The organism is Vibrio neptunius (assembly GCA_019339365.1).
Lineage (GTDB): Bacteria > Pseudomonadota > Gammaproteobacteria > Enterobacterales > Vibrionaceae > Vibrio > Vibrio neptunius.
Genome location: CP079860.1, coordinates 1,039,284 through 1,054,592 on the forward strand (window position 1 = coordinate 1,039,284; position 15,309 = coordinate 1,054,592).

The following is a 15,309-nucleotide window of genomic DNA, read 5'->3' on the forward strand; positions in this document are numbered from 1 at the left end:
AGACTGAAGTTCTTACATCGTTAGGGCGTGAATCGTGAGGTTACGCCCTTTTTTCAATACTCTACAGAATATAAAATTGTGAAAAAAATACTGTTGTCTATGTTAGCACTCGGGCTGAGTTTACCCGCTAGTGCGACTTCCCCTGTGTACAATCAATACCAACATCACAAAGTGATGAGAGAGAAGGTCAGCCAGTGGGTAGATTGGCAAGCTCAGGAGCACGCATTAAGTGCGGTTGACGCGTTCAATGTGGTGAAAAAGAAGCACGGCATTATCTACATGCCAGAACTGTTTTTTACACGACTGATCCAATCTGCTAACCAAAACTTCAATGATGAAGGGCTTTCTGCATTGGAGGTCGCGATCATTAATGAATCGGCTACGCTATTCGTGATGTCACAAGCACACGATCTGCCGCATCATGAGCTGTTTCCAGCAGAGTATACGAAGCAGGTTTTCCTCGATAACTTGTCACGCGAGTTGGAGCTTGTTTCACCTGCTACGGAAGATGAAGCACAGTATCTGCAACGTTATTATCAAAATGATCTGCTCGGTTTATCCATCTACTCGATAGCGTTGAACATCAGCTTAGAAAAGTATGGTGAATCCCAACTGATACAAAAGCTAGCGCAACAAACTGGTGGACGTTATGCAGATTCAATACGTCAATTCTTGATTTCGGGCTTCTCGGGAGGAGGTGTATTTAAAGATCGCTTAGAAGCGATGTTATTGGCTGAACTTAAGCAATCGGCAACTCAATGGAAACCTGACTATGACGATTTTGCCCAGTATCAAAATGGCTCTCACCCTTACGCTCGAGTCGGAGCCATGCTGCAAACGACGCTTTTGACCCATTGGCCTTCGTTACGCGGATCAAATCGGGAAAACCTGCAGCAATGGTACCAACATATAGAGGGTCTGCCAGATCAAAAATACGCTTACTCAATGGTCGGAGAAGCTTTGGTTAATGAGGTTCGTCAAGGTAAACAGCAACCCCATCATAGTCGTTGGAGCTTTCCTTCGTTCGCCGCGATCACCATAGTGACGTTAATTGCTCCAGAGGTGGTCGGTGAGTTAGCCTTGGGCGAATTAGCGCAAGGGTTACTGTTTTCAAGGACGATGTTTAACGGGGCAAGAGTGGCGGATGCTGCTTATACCAGTGAGGTCGTTGAGCTTGCAACCGAAGAGACGGTGGCATTGGGTCAACAGATGACACAAAGTACCGCTTTGCAGGTCAGTCAGGTCGCTGATGCTTCGCTTATCGGTCAGCAAGTGGAGCCTGGGTTACATTACTATCTAGGAGAGGGGGCGGTAGAAGGTGCTGATTTTGTCGCGAATATACAAGGAACTTGGCAACGGGTACGACGTTTCCCTTCAAGTAACGAGTATGCTTTGTTTGAAGGCGTAGGTTCTTTCGGTGTGCACAAAGTGACTCGAGCGGGAGCCGCTGGGTGGTTGCTGAATCAAACGGCTACCAGCCTAAACAATTGGGTGTCATCGGGTCATTATCGACACGTGCTGCTACTTGGTAAAGGCGAACCGGCGTCACTGTTTCGACATTTCGGAGAAAACGTCAAGAGCCGCTATGGTATCCCACAAGGTAATTTGTACAGTGACGGCGACGTAAGCTCTCGCCATCTCAATACCTTGTTCCCCAATGTACAATCTAATCAACTCTCTTCTTTGACATTCAATCATCGCTTGGATGTGGTTGCTCATGGCAATCCTTATGGACCTGTGTGTATGAATCAAACTGGGATTGAAACATCACTGACTCCTTCTGGGCTGGCAAGAAAACTGTTTGATTTGGGGCTTCGACAGGTTGGGGTTCTCAAAGTGCAGTCTTGTAATGTTGGCGGAGGGTTTTATCTGTCGAAATTGGAAACAGAGCTGAGGAAAATCGGTATTGACGTGGGCTTTCTGGCCGCGCCCAAAGGCTACTTAGTGCAGCTTCCTCGTTTACCAAGAGCCGTATTTGATCCGTTTCCCAATTTCAGTGCAGACCGCTATGAAGTGATATCGACAGGGTTGCATCAAGGATTTCCAGGCACTCGATATCATTAATTATTGAGTGATACCTGAAAAGTAAAAAGCGCCCCACCCAAGTGGTGGAGCGCTTTTTTTGTTGATTGTGCGAGAGTATTATACGCGCTCAGAGGTGACAAACTTTTTGAAGAAATCCGATAGATCAATGGTCGCAAGATCTTTGAACTCACCGGCATCGTAAAATCGACCTTTACAAGTCGGGCAGCTTTCAAACCAAATATGTGGTTGCTTAGGGTCGACGAGTCTTAGCATCTGGTTGTTTGGGCAAATTGGGCAGTCAATACGATCGATGGCGTTGTACGCTTTGCCGATTTCCTCATCGCCGACATCGATGACATCAGCAAGTGGCTTCATCGCCTCGATTTCATGGGCATCTAACCACAGCCCTTTACAGTCAAGACATCTCTCCACATCACCAAGTGGGGTTTGGAGTTGCTCGAAGTTAGAGTCGCATTTTGGGCATTTCATCTTGTTACCTTTTTATCCAATCTGAGTATTGTTGGGTTACTTCTTGTTGTCTTGTTTGCCCGTTAAGTCGCCCTGTGTGATGGAAATACACTATCGACATACATCGCGGGAGTACAAGTGCTTGTTGTATAATTCCTAACTATATCAGACAGTAAGTAATCAAACGAGTGGCTGTGCATCAAAATGAGTAATTCAACAATTAAGGGTGCCGAGCCTTTGAGGTCATCTTCCACAGGCACTACTCAAGCTGAGCGAGCGCTTGGTAAGGGTCAACGCCCACTTTCTCATAGGTACCTTCATCAATTTGAATGGTGTGAAACTCCGCTTCACCTTGAGTGTTGATGAAGTTGACTTCAAGCCATACGTGACCATAGTCGTCGATTAACCAGACTCGCCACAGCAAGTTAGAATCGATAACACCTTGGTATATTTTATAGGTTTCGTATAGGCGATGATTGACGTCCCGAGAAGCACTCTCTAAATCACTCGGTAGCTGAGTGACGCGAACCAGATAATCCAATTCAATCATGTGGACGACCTTTCTCTATGTTGTTAGGGCTGGCTTGAGTCGAGGTAGCAAGCTCACTAGCAATGTGGCTTATACAGCGTACCGCCGATTGGCTGACAGCAGAAAGCTGATAAAAGCCGTGTATGACACCTAAATAACGTTGGCACTGCGCTTCTACGTCATGCTTGAGAAGCTGACGATAAAGCTGCTCACCCTCGTCCCTCAGTGGATCAAATTCTGCCGTGATAATAGAGGTCGGGGGCAAACCGTGAAAGTCACCACATACCAATGGATTGAGTTCAGGGTTATTATCAACTTGTTGTGGACTTTTATCACCAAGGTACAGAGAAAATCCAGAGAGCAGCATTTTGTCGGTAATGATGTAGTCGGTTGCATTGGCTTTGTAGCTGGCCGACGAGCCATGGGGATCTAGCATCGGATAAATGAGAATCTGTCGTACAGGCAGCCAGCCCAGTCTTTGCTTGAGGCGCATTGTGGTCACTAGCGCAAGATGAGCGCCGGCACTATCGCCTACCAAGGAGATACGTGAAGTATCCCCACCATATTTAGAACCCATTTCTCGGATCGCAACAACGGCGTTATAGGCATCGTCATGAGCGGCAGGGTAGGTGTACTCCGGGGCGAGTCTGTACTGAACGCAGATCACCACATTGTTGGACTCGGCCGCAAGCTGGCGTAATTGCTGATCATGGGTGTCAAATCCGCCACTGATAAAACAACCACCATGGAAGTAAATGGTTATCGGCAAATGAGAAGTATCGCTGGGTCTGAAAACTTTGAGCGTGATCCCGTCAACGACATCGATAAAGGTTTGTGCCATCTCAGGTCCCTTGCCTGCCAATGTGGTCGTTGACCGATATCCGGCTCGTCTTGCTTCAATAGGTTGCTCTGAAGGGCAAGGTTTTCCGGCGTCAATGAAGTCTTCAACCAGCTCTCGGATCCCTGATTCTAAGTGTTCAATCATTATTATTCCTTACAACTAGACGACATGATATTGATGGTGATTTTATACATTTAATATGTGTATATATACAGTTTAATTCCCAAGGAGTGGCGCTAATATCGCTGTGAAGTATGATTTAACGCTATTATAAGCCGTTTTTAAGACTGAAAGATGTGCGTTACCTTTCGCAGCTCAACAAGGACGCCCCTTGGGTTAAGAGGCGGGTTTACCTCAGCTTTCAGGTGGTTTCAAACAGATCTCCCTGAGCGTCCTCCAAGCCTCTTAGATGATGATAGGCGCCACCTTGCGGAGTTTTATGGGAATCAACGCCATGACCGTGTTCCAGCACTGTCACCACGGAGAAACTGGTGATGATAATTTCTCCAAGCTGGTCTAACTTGGAGCGAATGTCCATGACACAGCGGATAGAAGAACCATGCTGGAAGCTGATTTGTTTGCTCAACACATCTTGTTTGAAACTCAGATCTTTCATCGCAAAGCTGATGTTTTGCCCTTGCCAGATGCCCTTCCATCGGTAGTTTCCCTGCCTTAGTACTGGAGAAACGATTTCTATCACGGCATTGTCAATGGTTTGTATCGGCAGTCGATGGGAAGGTAAAACAAATTGTTTGAACGCGGCCCTGCTGATCTGCGATTCGGGCATGGCATCAGAGCCCGAAGCGGTCAGCCCATTAATACCGAGTTTGGTGACTTTAGGATAAGCGCTGAGAGACTTAAACAGATTCGAGCGGCGGGTGATCACCTTGTAGTTTTCATTCACCACTTCAGCAACCTGTGACACCGTTTTAAGGCTGACACGCTCAGATCTGACTTCCGCTTTTAGCTTCTCAATTCTCAGCTTACGTTCCTCTATGCTTAAACGCAGTTCTTCTTTTTGTAAACGCTCAAGCTCTGAGTCTGATTTAGGAAGCAGAGGGATGGCAATTGAAGCGATGCCTACAATGACTGAAAGTATACCTGCATTGGCGCTGGCCACCCGCCAGATATCACGCAGGCCCCCTTCCTGACGGGCTTCACTTTCTATCTGAATGTGTTCATTGATCGTGGCGGCAATTTCAAAAAGTATGGCGATGACCTCGGCTTCGCACTGATGTCGCACCAGGGCATCCATCGAGTGAGAGTCGTCATTAAAGTAATAGTGGAGTTGAAATTTATTGACTAACACCTGTTTATCCATACAGTATTTTTAGGTTTCCCATACACAATACGGACAAATTTTTTTATTTCAAATGCAACTGCGTGACTATGTTCAAAGTTTGCAATAATAGAGCGACGTGTGCTGGAATGGGCTGATGGTTTGCTGGGGTAAGGTGTTGTGGCGAGGACGGTGACCGAAACAAAACCCCATACCAAGAGGTATAGGGCTTAGCTTACAAAGTCATCATGGCACTTATCTCGACTAGGAGACTTTGTCCAAGTTTGAGGCTGAGGCATCTTCCTCTGCTTGATCGGAGAAAATCTCAGCGACTGCACTTCGTTCTAACTCACCTTGCAGATTACCTTCATCATCGACGACAGGCAGTGAATAGTCGCAAGAGATACTGTCCATCAGTACTTCTTCGATAGCGGCATCTGGAGAAATGGAAGGGACTTCCTCGTAAATTTCTTCGTTGAACTCCTCACTGGAGGTATCTTTTGCTGCATCGAGTAAGCTTTCTTTGGTCACAACGCCTTGATAACCCTCTTCGGTAACATGATAGGCGTAATCTTGCTTGATGCCTTTCATTTGTTTGATGGCTTCTTGAATGTTGGTCGCTGAAATACGGTAGGCGGGTGGCTGCATGACGGTTTCAACGGTTAGAGCGCGAGCTCGATTGACGTCTTTGACAAACGCTTCAACGTATTCATCGGCTGGGTGCAGCAGGATTTCATCAGGTGTGCCTTGCTGGACTAGCAGGCCATCTTTCAAAATCGCGATGCGATCGCCGAGACGAAGTGCTTCGTCGAGGTCATGGGTAATAAATACGATGGTTTTATGCAGCTTTTCTTGTAACTCGATCAGTTGATCTTGCATCTCACTGCGGATCAAAGGATCGAGGGCAGAGAACGCCTCGTCCATTAAGAGGATTTCTGCATCAGTGCAGAGGGCTCTTGCTAAGCCAACACGCTGTTGCTGACCGCCGGACAGCTGTGCGGGGTACTGATTCTCGTAACCTTTGAGTCCAACCGTATCTAGCCATTGTTGGGCTTTGTTCTGTCTTTGAGCTTTATCAACACTTTGAACTTCAAGGCCGTAGGCCACGTTTTCTACCACGCTGCGGTGTGGTAATAAGCCAAAGCGCTGAAATACCATCGACATCTTATGGCGACGAAACTCTTCCAGTTGTTTCTGATTGAGTTGCATCACGTCGGTGCCTTCGACCAGAATTTGCCCTTCAGTCGGATCGATGAGGCGATTGAAGTGACGGATCAATGTTGATTTGCCCGAGCCGGAAAGACCCATAATCACGAAGATCTCGCCTTTGTTTATTTTCAGGTTGATATCTTTAAGACCGACGGTGTGGCCTGTCTCTGCCAGCACTTGGTCTTTGCTTTCACCGGCTTTCACACGTGCCATTACAGACTCAGGTTTGCGCCCGAAGACTTTATACAAGCCACTAATTTCAATTAGAGGTTCAGTCATGTTTCATGTCTCCTAGATGAGCTTGAGTACGTTTTGCGTAGGCCTGTGACGCCCGGTCAAACAAAATTGCCAATGCGACAATGGCAAAGCCGTTCAGTAGCCCTAAAGTAAAGTATTGGTTGGTAATGGACTTAAGTACAGGCTGACCAAGGCCTTTGACACCAATCATGGACGCAATCACGACCATCGATAGTGACATCATGATGGTTTGGTTGATCCCTGCCATGATGGTCGGCATCGCAAGCGGTAATTGAACCCCCCATAACCTCTGTTTTGCGCTGGCGCCAAAGGCTGTCGCAGCTTCAAGGACTTCTTTATCAACCAGTCGAATGCCGAGGTTAGTCAAGCGGATAACGGGGGGAATGGCGTAAATAACAACCGCAATCAGCCCAGGAATTTTACCTATACCCAGTAGCATCACGACAGGGATCAGGTAAACGAAGGCGGGCATGGTTTGCATGATGTCCAACATGGGCGTAACAGCGGACTGGATGCGATTCGAGCGTGCCATTGCAATGCCAATCGGAATACCCAACGCGATGGAGAGCATGGTGCAAACGGTGATGATGCTCAGAGTCCGCATGGTGTCTTCCCACATTCCGAAGTAGCCGATCAGGATCAAAGAGACAAAACAGCCTAAAGTGAGTTTCCATGAGCGACTGGCGAGAAAAACGAGACCTGTACAGATAGCAAGTATGATGACCCAAGGTGTTGAAAGAAGAAGCTTCTCAAACCAGATCAAGAAAGACAGGAGTGGGTCAAACAGGGATTCAATGAACTCTCCATATTCACGGGAGAATTCGCGGTAGGCGCCATCAAGGCTTTTGCGGATAGCTCTTAAATCAGAGCGTTCCATTTCAGGAAAGCGGTTAAACCAGTTTTCTGCAGACATCATTTAATTCCTTCTAAAACCAAAGCCAGACAGCGCTGGCTTTGGAGTACTTCATCGGCGTTTAACATCTGTTAAAGCGCGCTTTTTACTTTGTTTGCTACGTCTTTAGAGACCCACTTAGTCCAGATTTGCGGATAACCTTCTAAGAAGTGATACATGGTTTCTTCACCATCGGCTTGATTGTCTTCCATCCACGCGAGCAATTGGTTCATATCCGCGTTGGTAAAACCACGTTTGGTGAAATATTGATAAGCATCTGGCGCTCGGCTAGCAAAGGCTTCAGTGGTAATGGTGTGGACTGGTGATGGTGGGTACATGGTCGCTTTAGGCGCTTCACAGTCAGCATTGGTAGTACAGGCGATAAACTCTTTTTCATCGACACCACTGCCAAAGTCGACTTTGACCATGTCATATTTGCCTAGAACCGCCGTTGGTGCCCAGTAGTAACCAAACCATGGTTCTTCTCGTTCGTAGGCCTTTGCGATGGCGCCTGACAGACCCGCACTTGAGCCCGGATCGACGATCACGAAGCCAGAGTTGTCTAGCTTGAGCGCTTTAAACAAGTTGCCTGCACTGATCTGACAGTTCCAGCCAGCTGGACAGCTGTAGAATGCGGATTTGTCTGGGTCTTCAGGGTGCTCAAACAAATTGGCGTGCTTGATAACACCATCAATGGTCTTTATCTCAGGGTACTTTTTGACCAGATAAGACGGGACCCAAAATCCTTCCTCACCGCCATCCACTAAGGAGCGGCCTGCATAGCGGAGTCGTTTCTCTTCTACACCTTTATCGAGCGCATCTTTAAGACTGTTACTCCATAGCTCAGGCGCGACATCCGGTTGACCTTTCTCGATCATCGAGGTGCCAGTTGGCATGGTGTCACCGGGGATTAGCTCGGCTTCACAGTCATAGCCATGTTCAAGAATAAAACGGTCAATATTGGCAATAAGACTGGCTGAGTTCCAGTTCATGTCGGCAATGGTGACTTTGCCACATTCATTGGCTGAAGCCTGAGAAATAAAGGCGGCGTTGGCAGCCACTAATGCTAGCGCTGCAGTTGTGTATTTCATTTCGAATTCCTTTCTGATGGATACATGCACAGAGTAGTTAAAATTTGTTTAGAGTTCAAATGATTAATTTATTACTTACAGGAAGTGAGAGGTCTGTTTTAGGAGTTGTGTTACAAGTTTTAAATTAAAAAGGAGAGATTGATTCAATCTCTCCTTTAGTGTTCTAAATATAAGAGTACGAATGATTTCCGCGTTAGTCAGTCGACCATACGTTTCTGATGTCTGGCCAGCCCCAGTTGGTGAGTTCAACGTCTTTAAGTACACCGTGGAAGCGCAATGTCTGACGGTGATGAAAAAGTGGCGTTAGCCAGTACTGATTGATCAGAGCAGAGGCGATGGGTTCCAGCGCATCCAAGTATTGATGTAGCGGTGTTTGCGATCTTAGTGTATTGAGTGATTGAGTGAGCCAGCGTTTTGAATCTTCACCGATACAGCGTTGTAGAACCGGATTGTGGTACAGGCTGTTAAATGCGGAGGCGTGTCGATTATCGTCCAGATTGATGTTGGTGATGATCATCGATTCGTTAAGCTGCTGGCTTTGAGCAAGTTCATTGAGTTCTCGATAAGAATAGCTATTAACCTCAACTTTTACGCCCAATTTCGCCAATATCGCTTTGACAGCAAAGGCGCAATTTCTCAGCACCGTATAGTCGTATACAGCAATATTAAGGTGCTGGGGGAGCGCCACGCTCTCTGCTTCTGGACGGATGATAGGCTGCCACATTGGCAGCATGTTTTGCGCGAATTCGCAGCCAAACAGTGCTTGACTTGATTTGAGCTGTTCAAAAACACGAGATGAGCTCAGGTGTGAAGACAGGTAGCGCCGTTGAGCATCGTTAAGAGTGGTGGAGGCAATCTGGTTAAACAGTATAAACATACAGCCATCTTCAATACGAGATTGCTGCGTATCACTACGTGCTGTAACGTCTACTGCATGAGAGAGGTAGTAGTTACATTCACTGCTTTCCTGAGCGCCGGGCTGGTTTGTCTGAATCTGTTTGTTGGCTAATTCACTTTCATCTAACTTCCAGATCGTGACTTGATCGGTTAACGCACGGCAGCCATAGTAGCGTTCGAATGCGTCGAGACAAAGGCGAGTTTGTGAATGTTCACTTACCTGAAAAGGGCCAGAACCAATGACGGCATAACTGTGGGCATTATTGACTTGGCTGGTTGGCTGAATCGCGTATTTTACACCTGAGATGAGGCCACCAAAGCCTTGATCTGGCTCCGAAAGCTGGAATACGACTTTATTCGCTAAGGGTGAACTCACACTCACCAAATGAGAGAGTTCACTCTGGTAATTAGCGAGAGTCGACAGCTTGGCAAACAGGCTAACAATACTGTCTGCATCTATTGCTGCGCCGTTGTGAAATGTGAGTGCTGGCCTGAGGTAAAACGTCCATTGATAGTGAGTTTCATCGTAATGCCAATGATGCGCAAGTTGAGGCTCTAAGTTGCCCTCTGCGTCACTGCTGACCAAGCAGCAATAAATCTGGCGCAGTAGGTATCGCTCACTGGAACGCTGCAATTGATGAGGCACTAAGCGTTCAAAAGGGCGCTTGTAGGTCAGCTGAATATGAAGCAATCCTTCTCTGAGTGACGCACCCGATGTGCTTTGTAGCAAGCGTCCAAATGCGGTTTCATCATCATCGAGAATGTTCAGCGCTTTCTCATATTTCCCTTCCAGAATACGTTTGGCAGCCAGTTGAGATTTCAGCTCATCCAATGGGTGGTTGAGGAGCAAACCAGAACGTTGGTTTCGTCCAACTTTAGGTGACCATTCTAACCACTCTAGTTGTTGCATTTGATTGAGTAAATTACGCGCATGGCGAGGGCTGGTGAATAGCATTTCAGCCACTTTGGGCAGGGCAGTTTTGATCTCCTCTCCAACCCCCAATGGTTCGAGGCGAGCGTAGTAACGTAATAAATTTAAATCTGACACAAGGGCTCCAGGCAGCAAGAAAATAAGCACGACTTAGTGTTTGGTTTTCCTATTTTACAAGTTTTTGCCTAATTATTCTCTTTGTAACGGCATAAATGATAAAAATAGGAAAGGAAAATTATAAATATCTCGGTTTTTCTGTTCCTATTTAAAGGGAATAATAAACGGGTCAATACAAACAAGCTGAGAGAAGAAAGATGGACTACAGCAAGCAGAGAAATCTGGTCTCGTACTACCATAAGAGGTTGGAAAAAACGGATTCTTGGTTGGAACGTTCAGCGATTCTGGCTTTGATACAACTTTGCCACTGGTAAGTGGCTAAAGACAGCAGCACTGGCATGCAAACATGCTCCTAACACCCCCACGAACATGATTGGCAGTGCTGCTCTTTTTATCGCACATTCAGGCCCTAGTTTAGCCAGTGAGGTGTTATTTCTTGGCTAAACCCTTACTGTTTAGGTAGCCCTTGATGTGTGGACGGCTTTCGCCAGCGAGTTTTCCTGTGACTTGCTCAGACCAAGTACTCTGCTTTTGGTTGCTGCTACGACCTGCGTAGTAGGTCTGCATTGCCTCATCGTAGGCGCGAATATCGTCTGAATTAAGAGGCTGATACTCGTTTTCATGCACAATCACGTGTGCAGGTAGACGCGGTTTGATTTCAGGGTTTTGATCTGGATGACCTAAACACAGGCCAAACAAAACCGCACTGTGGGCGGGTAGATTCAATAACTGGTCAACATCCTGAGCACTGCTTCTTAAGCCGCCAATATAAACACCGCCTAATCCGAGCGACTCCGCTGCCACTAGGCAATTTTGCGCCATAATGCCGCAGTCTACTGCGCCGATCAGGGTTAGCTCAGTAAATTCTGGTTTTACCTGTGGGTTAATCTCAAAATGTCTCTGATAGTCGATGCAAAACACAAGGAACTCTGCGGCGCTTTCTACGTAAGGCTGATCGCCAGCTAGATGTGCTAACGCCTTACGCTTTTCTTTATCCGTGACGCGGATGATCGACACCACTTGCAACATGCTGGAAGACGAAGCCGCAAGGCCAGACTGAATAATGGTGTCGAGCTGAGACGAGTCGATAGCCTGATCGGTAAATTTACGGATAGAACGGTGAGAAAGGATAGTGTCTATCGTCGGTGTCATGGCTGAGTCCTTTGTTCTTGGTATAAATGACTTGTGCAACATATCGAGTATGTGCGGAAATGTCGAGTCACAGATCACTGAGTTGCCATGTTTCTGTTTCATAGTGATGGTCTGCTTCTATACTGAAATCGAAAATTCATAGAATAAGAAGGACTTATGAAAGAATTAGTCGTGCATGCTGTTACTGTATTTATGGGTTTTTTCGCCATCATGAACCCGGTTGCTAACATTCCTATTTTTCTTAGCTTGACCAGCGATGATGATCGACAGACGGTTAAATCGATTGCTTTTCGTTCGGTTTTGTTTGCTTTCGTGATTGTTTCTGTGTTCGCCATTTCAGGAAAACTGATTTTTGACTTGTTTGGTATCACCTTATACGCGCTGCGCATCACTGGGGAGTCTTGGTGTTTCTCATTGGTTTTCATATGCTGCAAGGCAATTCCACGCATCATAAAACTAAGCAAAAAGCCTATTCTCCTGAGCAGCAGCAAGCGGCATTGAGTGTTGCGGTTTCTCCTCTTGCGATGCCGATTCTGGCAGGGCCCGGCACGATAGCTACGGCAATGAATTTTGCAACGACAGGTGGCTTTGACCAGACCATCATTACGATCGTTGCGTTCGGGCTATTGTGCATCATCACTTACGTGCTGTTCTTGTTTGGCAGCAAACTGGTCAAAGCCGTTGGTCCTAGTGCACTCAACGTGGTGACGAAAATGATGGGTTTGATTTTAGCGGTTATTGGTACTCAGATGTTGATAGAAGGGTTGGCGGAAGCTTATAAAACCGTCTTTGTTTAAGCAGTTTTGAATGGATAAATGTAGGCCATCCTAGTGGATGGCCTTTTTAATGGGTTCAATTTGTGATCAGATACCTGAGGGCGTCAATACGCGTACTGTGACTGAGTCTTGGTCGATATGTTCAAAGACGCGTGGCCGAATTTCGTTGATCCACCACTCGTTGTACGTTTCAGCGTAGATTTTTTTTGCGCGATGCTTCATCGGCAAATTCTCGTAACCAGATAAAGTAATCTTCACCGCCTTCGCCTTTGTGAATATAGGTACTGAGTACTTTAATGCCTTTCGAGATCTGATAAGGAAGAATTTCCTCGTGCATCCAGTCTAGCCATTGTTGAGTCATACCAGGTTTGATCTTGTATTCACGAAGTTCAATGAGTTTCAAAGTGCCATCCACAGGATAGATTAAGTGATACTGCTTGTTGTAATCCGATTAAACCACAAACGCAATACCTTGCGTCAGGTGGAACTAGGTTTTGTTATCACGGACCTGCTTTTTAGGACGTGTTCGGTAAGTGATGACGACGGGTCATTCAAGGGTATTGTCCACGTAAAATGGAACCATGCTACTCAGATCTTACTCGCTAGCCGATCTCTGTCAGGGTTGAGGCTTGGTTGCAAAGTAAAGGGAGGCTCGACCTCCCCTGAATTACAGTGTTTTGTATAGTTGCACTCTATCACCGCGGTTTGTCCCAGTGATAAAGACCCCAGTGATCTGACTCGCTTGGGTTGCCGTCGAAGGGATCCAATTTAGCGTGATATCATGAAATGACTGCGCTGTGTTTTTCGGAGTACCAGTTTGCTCAAGTATGTGGCCTAAGTTGGTTTCGGTCCAGTGAGAGGTCGAGGTGTTTTCCCAGCTCTTAAGGAGCTCCTTAGTTACCAATTGAGCCGCAACCTTGAGCTTAGGCCCTGAAATATTGGCGAACTGGAAGTAATCTACACCACTTTTGTTAATGGCTATCGCTTTGTCATTTTGAACAAATAGGTTCGTCGTCTGGCTAGCGTCAAAGCTAATTTGTTTAGCGATGTCTCGCCGGTTATTGTCGAGCAAGTAAACGCTGGTAGGGGTAATGACAACGGTGTATGCGCCGTTGGGAGAGGAGTCCATGAGCTTAACCTGACCGTCGAGGTTAACGTAACCCAATTGCTGGGTGTTGGGCGCTTTGTCTGTCCATATGACTTTGTTTTCCGATGCCAATGCCATCGCTATTTGCCCACCAGTTGTGAAGCTGGCATTTAAAACGTCGGTAACATTCAGTGCGAGTCGTTCGTTTAGTGTCTTGGTTTCAACCAACTTAGGTGCAGACTGACGGTCATCAGAGATAACAAGAATTTCATCGTCATCCTTGGAAAAAACAATCGTTTTATCTTCAGATTGTAACGTGTATACGATGGGCTCCATACTCAGTGTCGTGGCATTCAAGCGGCGCAACTGATCCCCGTCGGCATTCAGTCCATCGTCTAACTTAGCGATCATGGAGTCTTGTTGGTAAAGGGGGTGGACCCACTCGAAATTATCGTTGTAACAATAAGAAGCTGACAGCGGAATCGTTGGCGGAGCGGATGGCGGAGCAATGGGTAGATCACTGCCTGAGGCACCTCCGTAAGTATCGATTTTCATTGCCCGTGTTGTTCTGACAGCGACGTTGGTGTTCGGGTTGCCGGTTTTATCCTGCAAGCTGGTCAAGAATATGCCGTTGCCCCCTGTCGTATTGCAGACAAAACTCTGATTTCGAATGCCATTGGGTTCGTATAATTTGTAAGATTGAACACTGTTGAGCGCAGGTACCACTTCCTTGAGTGTGTTTGAGGTATCCTGCTGAAATCCAGGCAATCTGTTTACATTTCCACCATAGTGATCATGATCTTCGTGTTCATGGTCCTCGTCTTCATGGTCGTCATCATAGGAAGTAATGCTAAGAGAACGAGATGAGGAACCTGCAGTTCCAATCGCCACCGATTGTTTGGTGACCGTATTGAGCTCTCGGACGTTATCCCTTGCATCAACGTAGATTATTCTGCTGTTGGCTGGGTTTAAAGCGATAGATTTCATAGCGCCCAAGCCAGCATCGCTTTGTGACCCATGAATCAACAGTGAACCATCAAAACTGATATGGCGTGATGCTTGGGTGGCCAAGTTGATTGAGGAAAGGTCAAGCGTTTTATGTTCAATCATTACATCAAGGGCTTTGGCAATGTTCACCATTGGCGAACTCGCCGAACCCTGAATTTGGGCTTGTTTAAGCGATGCCATTAGAAGGTTTGTGGCTTGCTGAGGCCCATGACTGATATCCACTGAAGTAAAATCGACACCCACATACTTTCCGAGTACTGACTGTAAATAAGTTTTTGATTTTTCGACACTTCCACTCGTTGATGGGTTGTACAACATTTCACTGTGGAGCAGAGTTGTGAAGGGAGAAATGATACTTAATTCCGCTGGCGAGGTGAGTATTGCCCCATTGGCGTCGATCATCCTCGCATAGCCGCTTGTCACGGCGACTTGTTTCTCATAATTGCTACAGATGCCATCAAGATCGGTGTCGGCACAGGGTGTCATATTTTGGTAGCTGTATGTGCTGGCTGTTGCTGCCGATGATGAACTTCCAGATTCTCCGCCACCACCGCATGCGGATAGAGCTATAGCACTAGACACAGCAAGGGCTGTGCAACATATTTTTGTATTCTCAAGCATGTTAAACCAATAATTTTGTTAATTAATATATAACCTAGCATTTATCCCTATTATTTAATCACCATGTAAAATAAAAGATCAAATGATATTGATAATAAATATCATTTAAATTAGTATCGCCGCCGGAA

General features: G+C 46.4%; 11 protein-coding genes and 2 pseudogenes. 2 read left to right on the plus strand and 11 right to left on the minus strand.

The annotated features are described in order from the left end of the window. Positions 1 to 174: 174 nt before the first annotated feature. Positions 175 to 2,064, plus strand: a complete 1,890-nt coding sequence (locus KW548_21430) for a hypothetical protein (protein QXX09495.1) — start codon at positions 175 to 177, stop codon at positions 2,062 to 2,064. 78 nt (positions 2,065 to 2,142) lie between these two features. Here the strand turns inward: KW548_21430 and KW548_21435 are convergent, their stop codons facing one another. The 9 genes from KW548_21435 to nfsA all read right to left on the minus strand — a co-directional run bounded on the left by KW548_21435 (position 2,143) and on the right by nfsA (position 11,689). Then, entirely contained in the window at positions 2,143 to 2,514 is a 372-nt protein-coding gene (locus KW548_21435; GenBank protein QXX08222.1) for a zf-TFIIB domain-containing protein, read from the minus strand. Between the two features lie 238 nt (positions 2,515 to 2,752). Continuing rightward, complete coding sequence (locus KW548_21440; protein ID QXX08223.1) at positions 2,753 to 3,043, minus strand: hypothetical protein; 291 nt, start codon at positions 3,041 to 3,043, stop codon at positions 2,753 to 2,755. Beyond that, positions 3,036 to 4,007, minus strand: a complete 972-nt coding sequence (locus tag KW548_21445; GenBank protein QXX08224.1) for an alpha/beta hydrolase — start codon at positions 4,005 to 4,007, stop codon at positions 3,036 to 3,038. The genes KW548_21440 and KW548_21445 overlap by 8 nt, the downstream gene beginning before the upstream one ends. Before the next feature lie 217 nt (positions 4,008 to 4,224). Beyond that, on the minus strand, positions 4,225 to 5,184 hold the full coding sequence (locus KW548_21450; protein ID QXX08225.1) for a hypothetical protein: 960 nt from the start codon (positions 5,182 to 5,184) through the stop codon (positions 4,225 to 4,227). A 222-nt stretch (positions 5,185 to 5,406) separates the two neighbouring features. Further along, complete coding sequence (locus tag KW548_21455) at positions 5,407 to 6,630, minus strand: glycine betaine/L-proline ABC transporter ATP-binding protein (GenBank protein QXX08226.1); 1,224 nt, start codon at positions 6,628 to 6,630, stop codon at positions 5,407 to 5,409. After that, positions 6,623 to 7,522 carry a proline/glycine betaine ABC transporter permease gene (locus KW548_21460; GenBank protein QXX09496.1) on the minus strand — a complete coding sequence of 300 codons (900 nt, stop codon included), beginning with the start codon at positions 7,520 to 7,522 and terminating at the stop codon, positions 6,623 to 6,625. Before KW548_21460 ends, KW548_21455 begins: the two co-directional genes overlap by 8 nt. Positions 7,523 to 7,593: 71 nt before the next feature. Further along, positions 7,594 to 8,592: an ABC transporter substrate-binding protein gene (locus KW548_21465; protein QXX08227.1), complete on the minus strand. Its 999-nt coding sequence runs from the start codon at positions 8,590 to 8,592 to the stop codon at positions 7,594 to 7,596. Positions 8,593 to 8,785: 193 nt separating this feature from the next. Next, a complete protein-coding gene (locus KW548_21470; GenBank protein QXX08228.1) occupies positions 8,786 to 10,537 on the minus strand; it encodes an SgrR family transcriptional regulator in 1,752 nt (583 codons plus the stop codon). 429 nt (positions 10,538 to 10,966) lie between these two features. Continuing rightward, positions 10,967 to 11,689 (minus strand): oxygen-insensitive NADPH nitroreductase, encoded by a 723-nt coding sequence (gene nfsA, locus KW548_21475; protein ID QXX09497.1) that lies wholly within the window; start codon positions 11,687 to 11,689, stop codon positions 10,967 to 10,969. 156 nt (positions 11,690 to 11,845) lie between these two features. Between nfsA and KW548_21480 the strand changes: the two are divergent. After that, positions 11,846 to 12,486, plus strand: a pseudogene (locus tag KW548_21480) (MarC family protein). Between the two features lie 66 nt (positions 12,487 to 12,552). Here KW548_21480 and KW548_21485 read toward each other — a convergent pair. Together KW548_21485 and KW548_21490 are read right to left on the minus strand one after the other, a co-directional pair. Continuing rightward, positions 12,553 to 12,868 (minus strand): annotated as a pseudogene (locus KW548_21485) (NIPSNAP family protein). 264 nt (positions 12,869 to 13,132) lie between these two features. Next, complete coding sequence (locus tag KW548_21490) at positions 13,133 to 15,046, minus strand: hypothetical protein (protein QXX09498.1); 1,914 nt, start codon at positions 15,044 to 15,046, stop codon at positions 13,133 to 13,135. Positions 15,047 to 15,309: the final 263 nt, after the last annotated feature.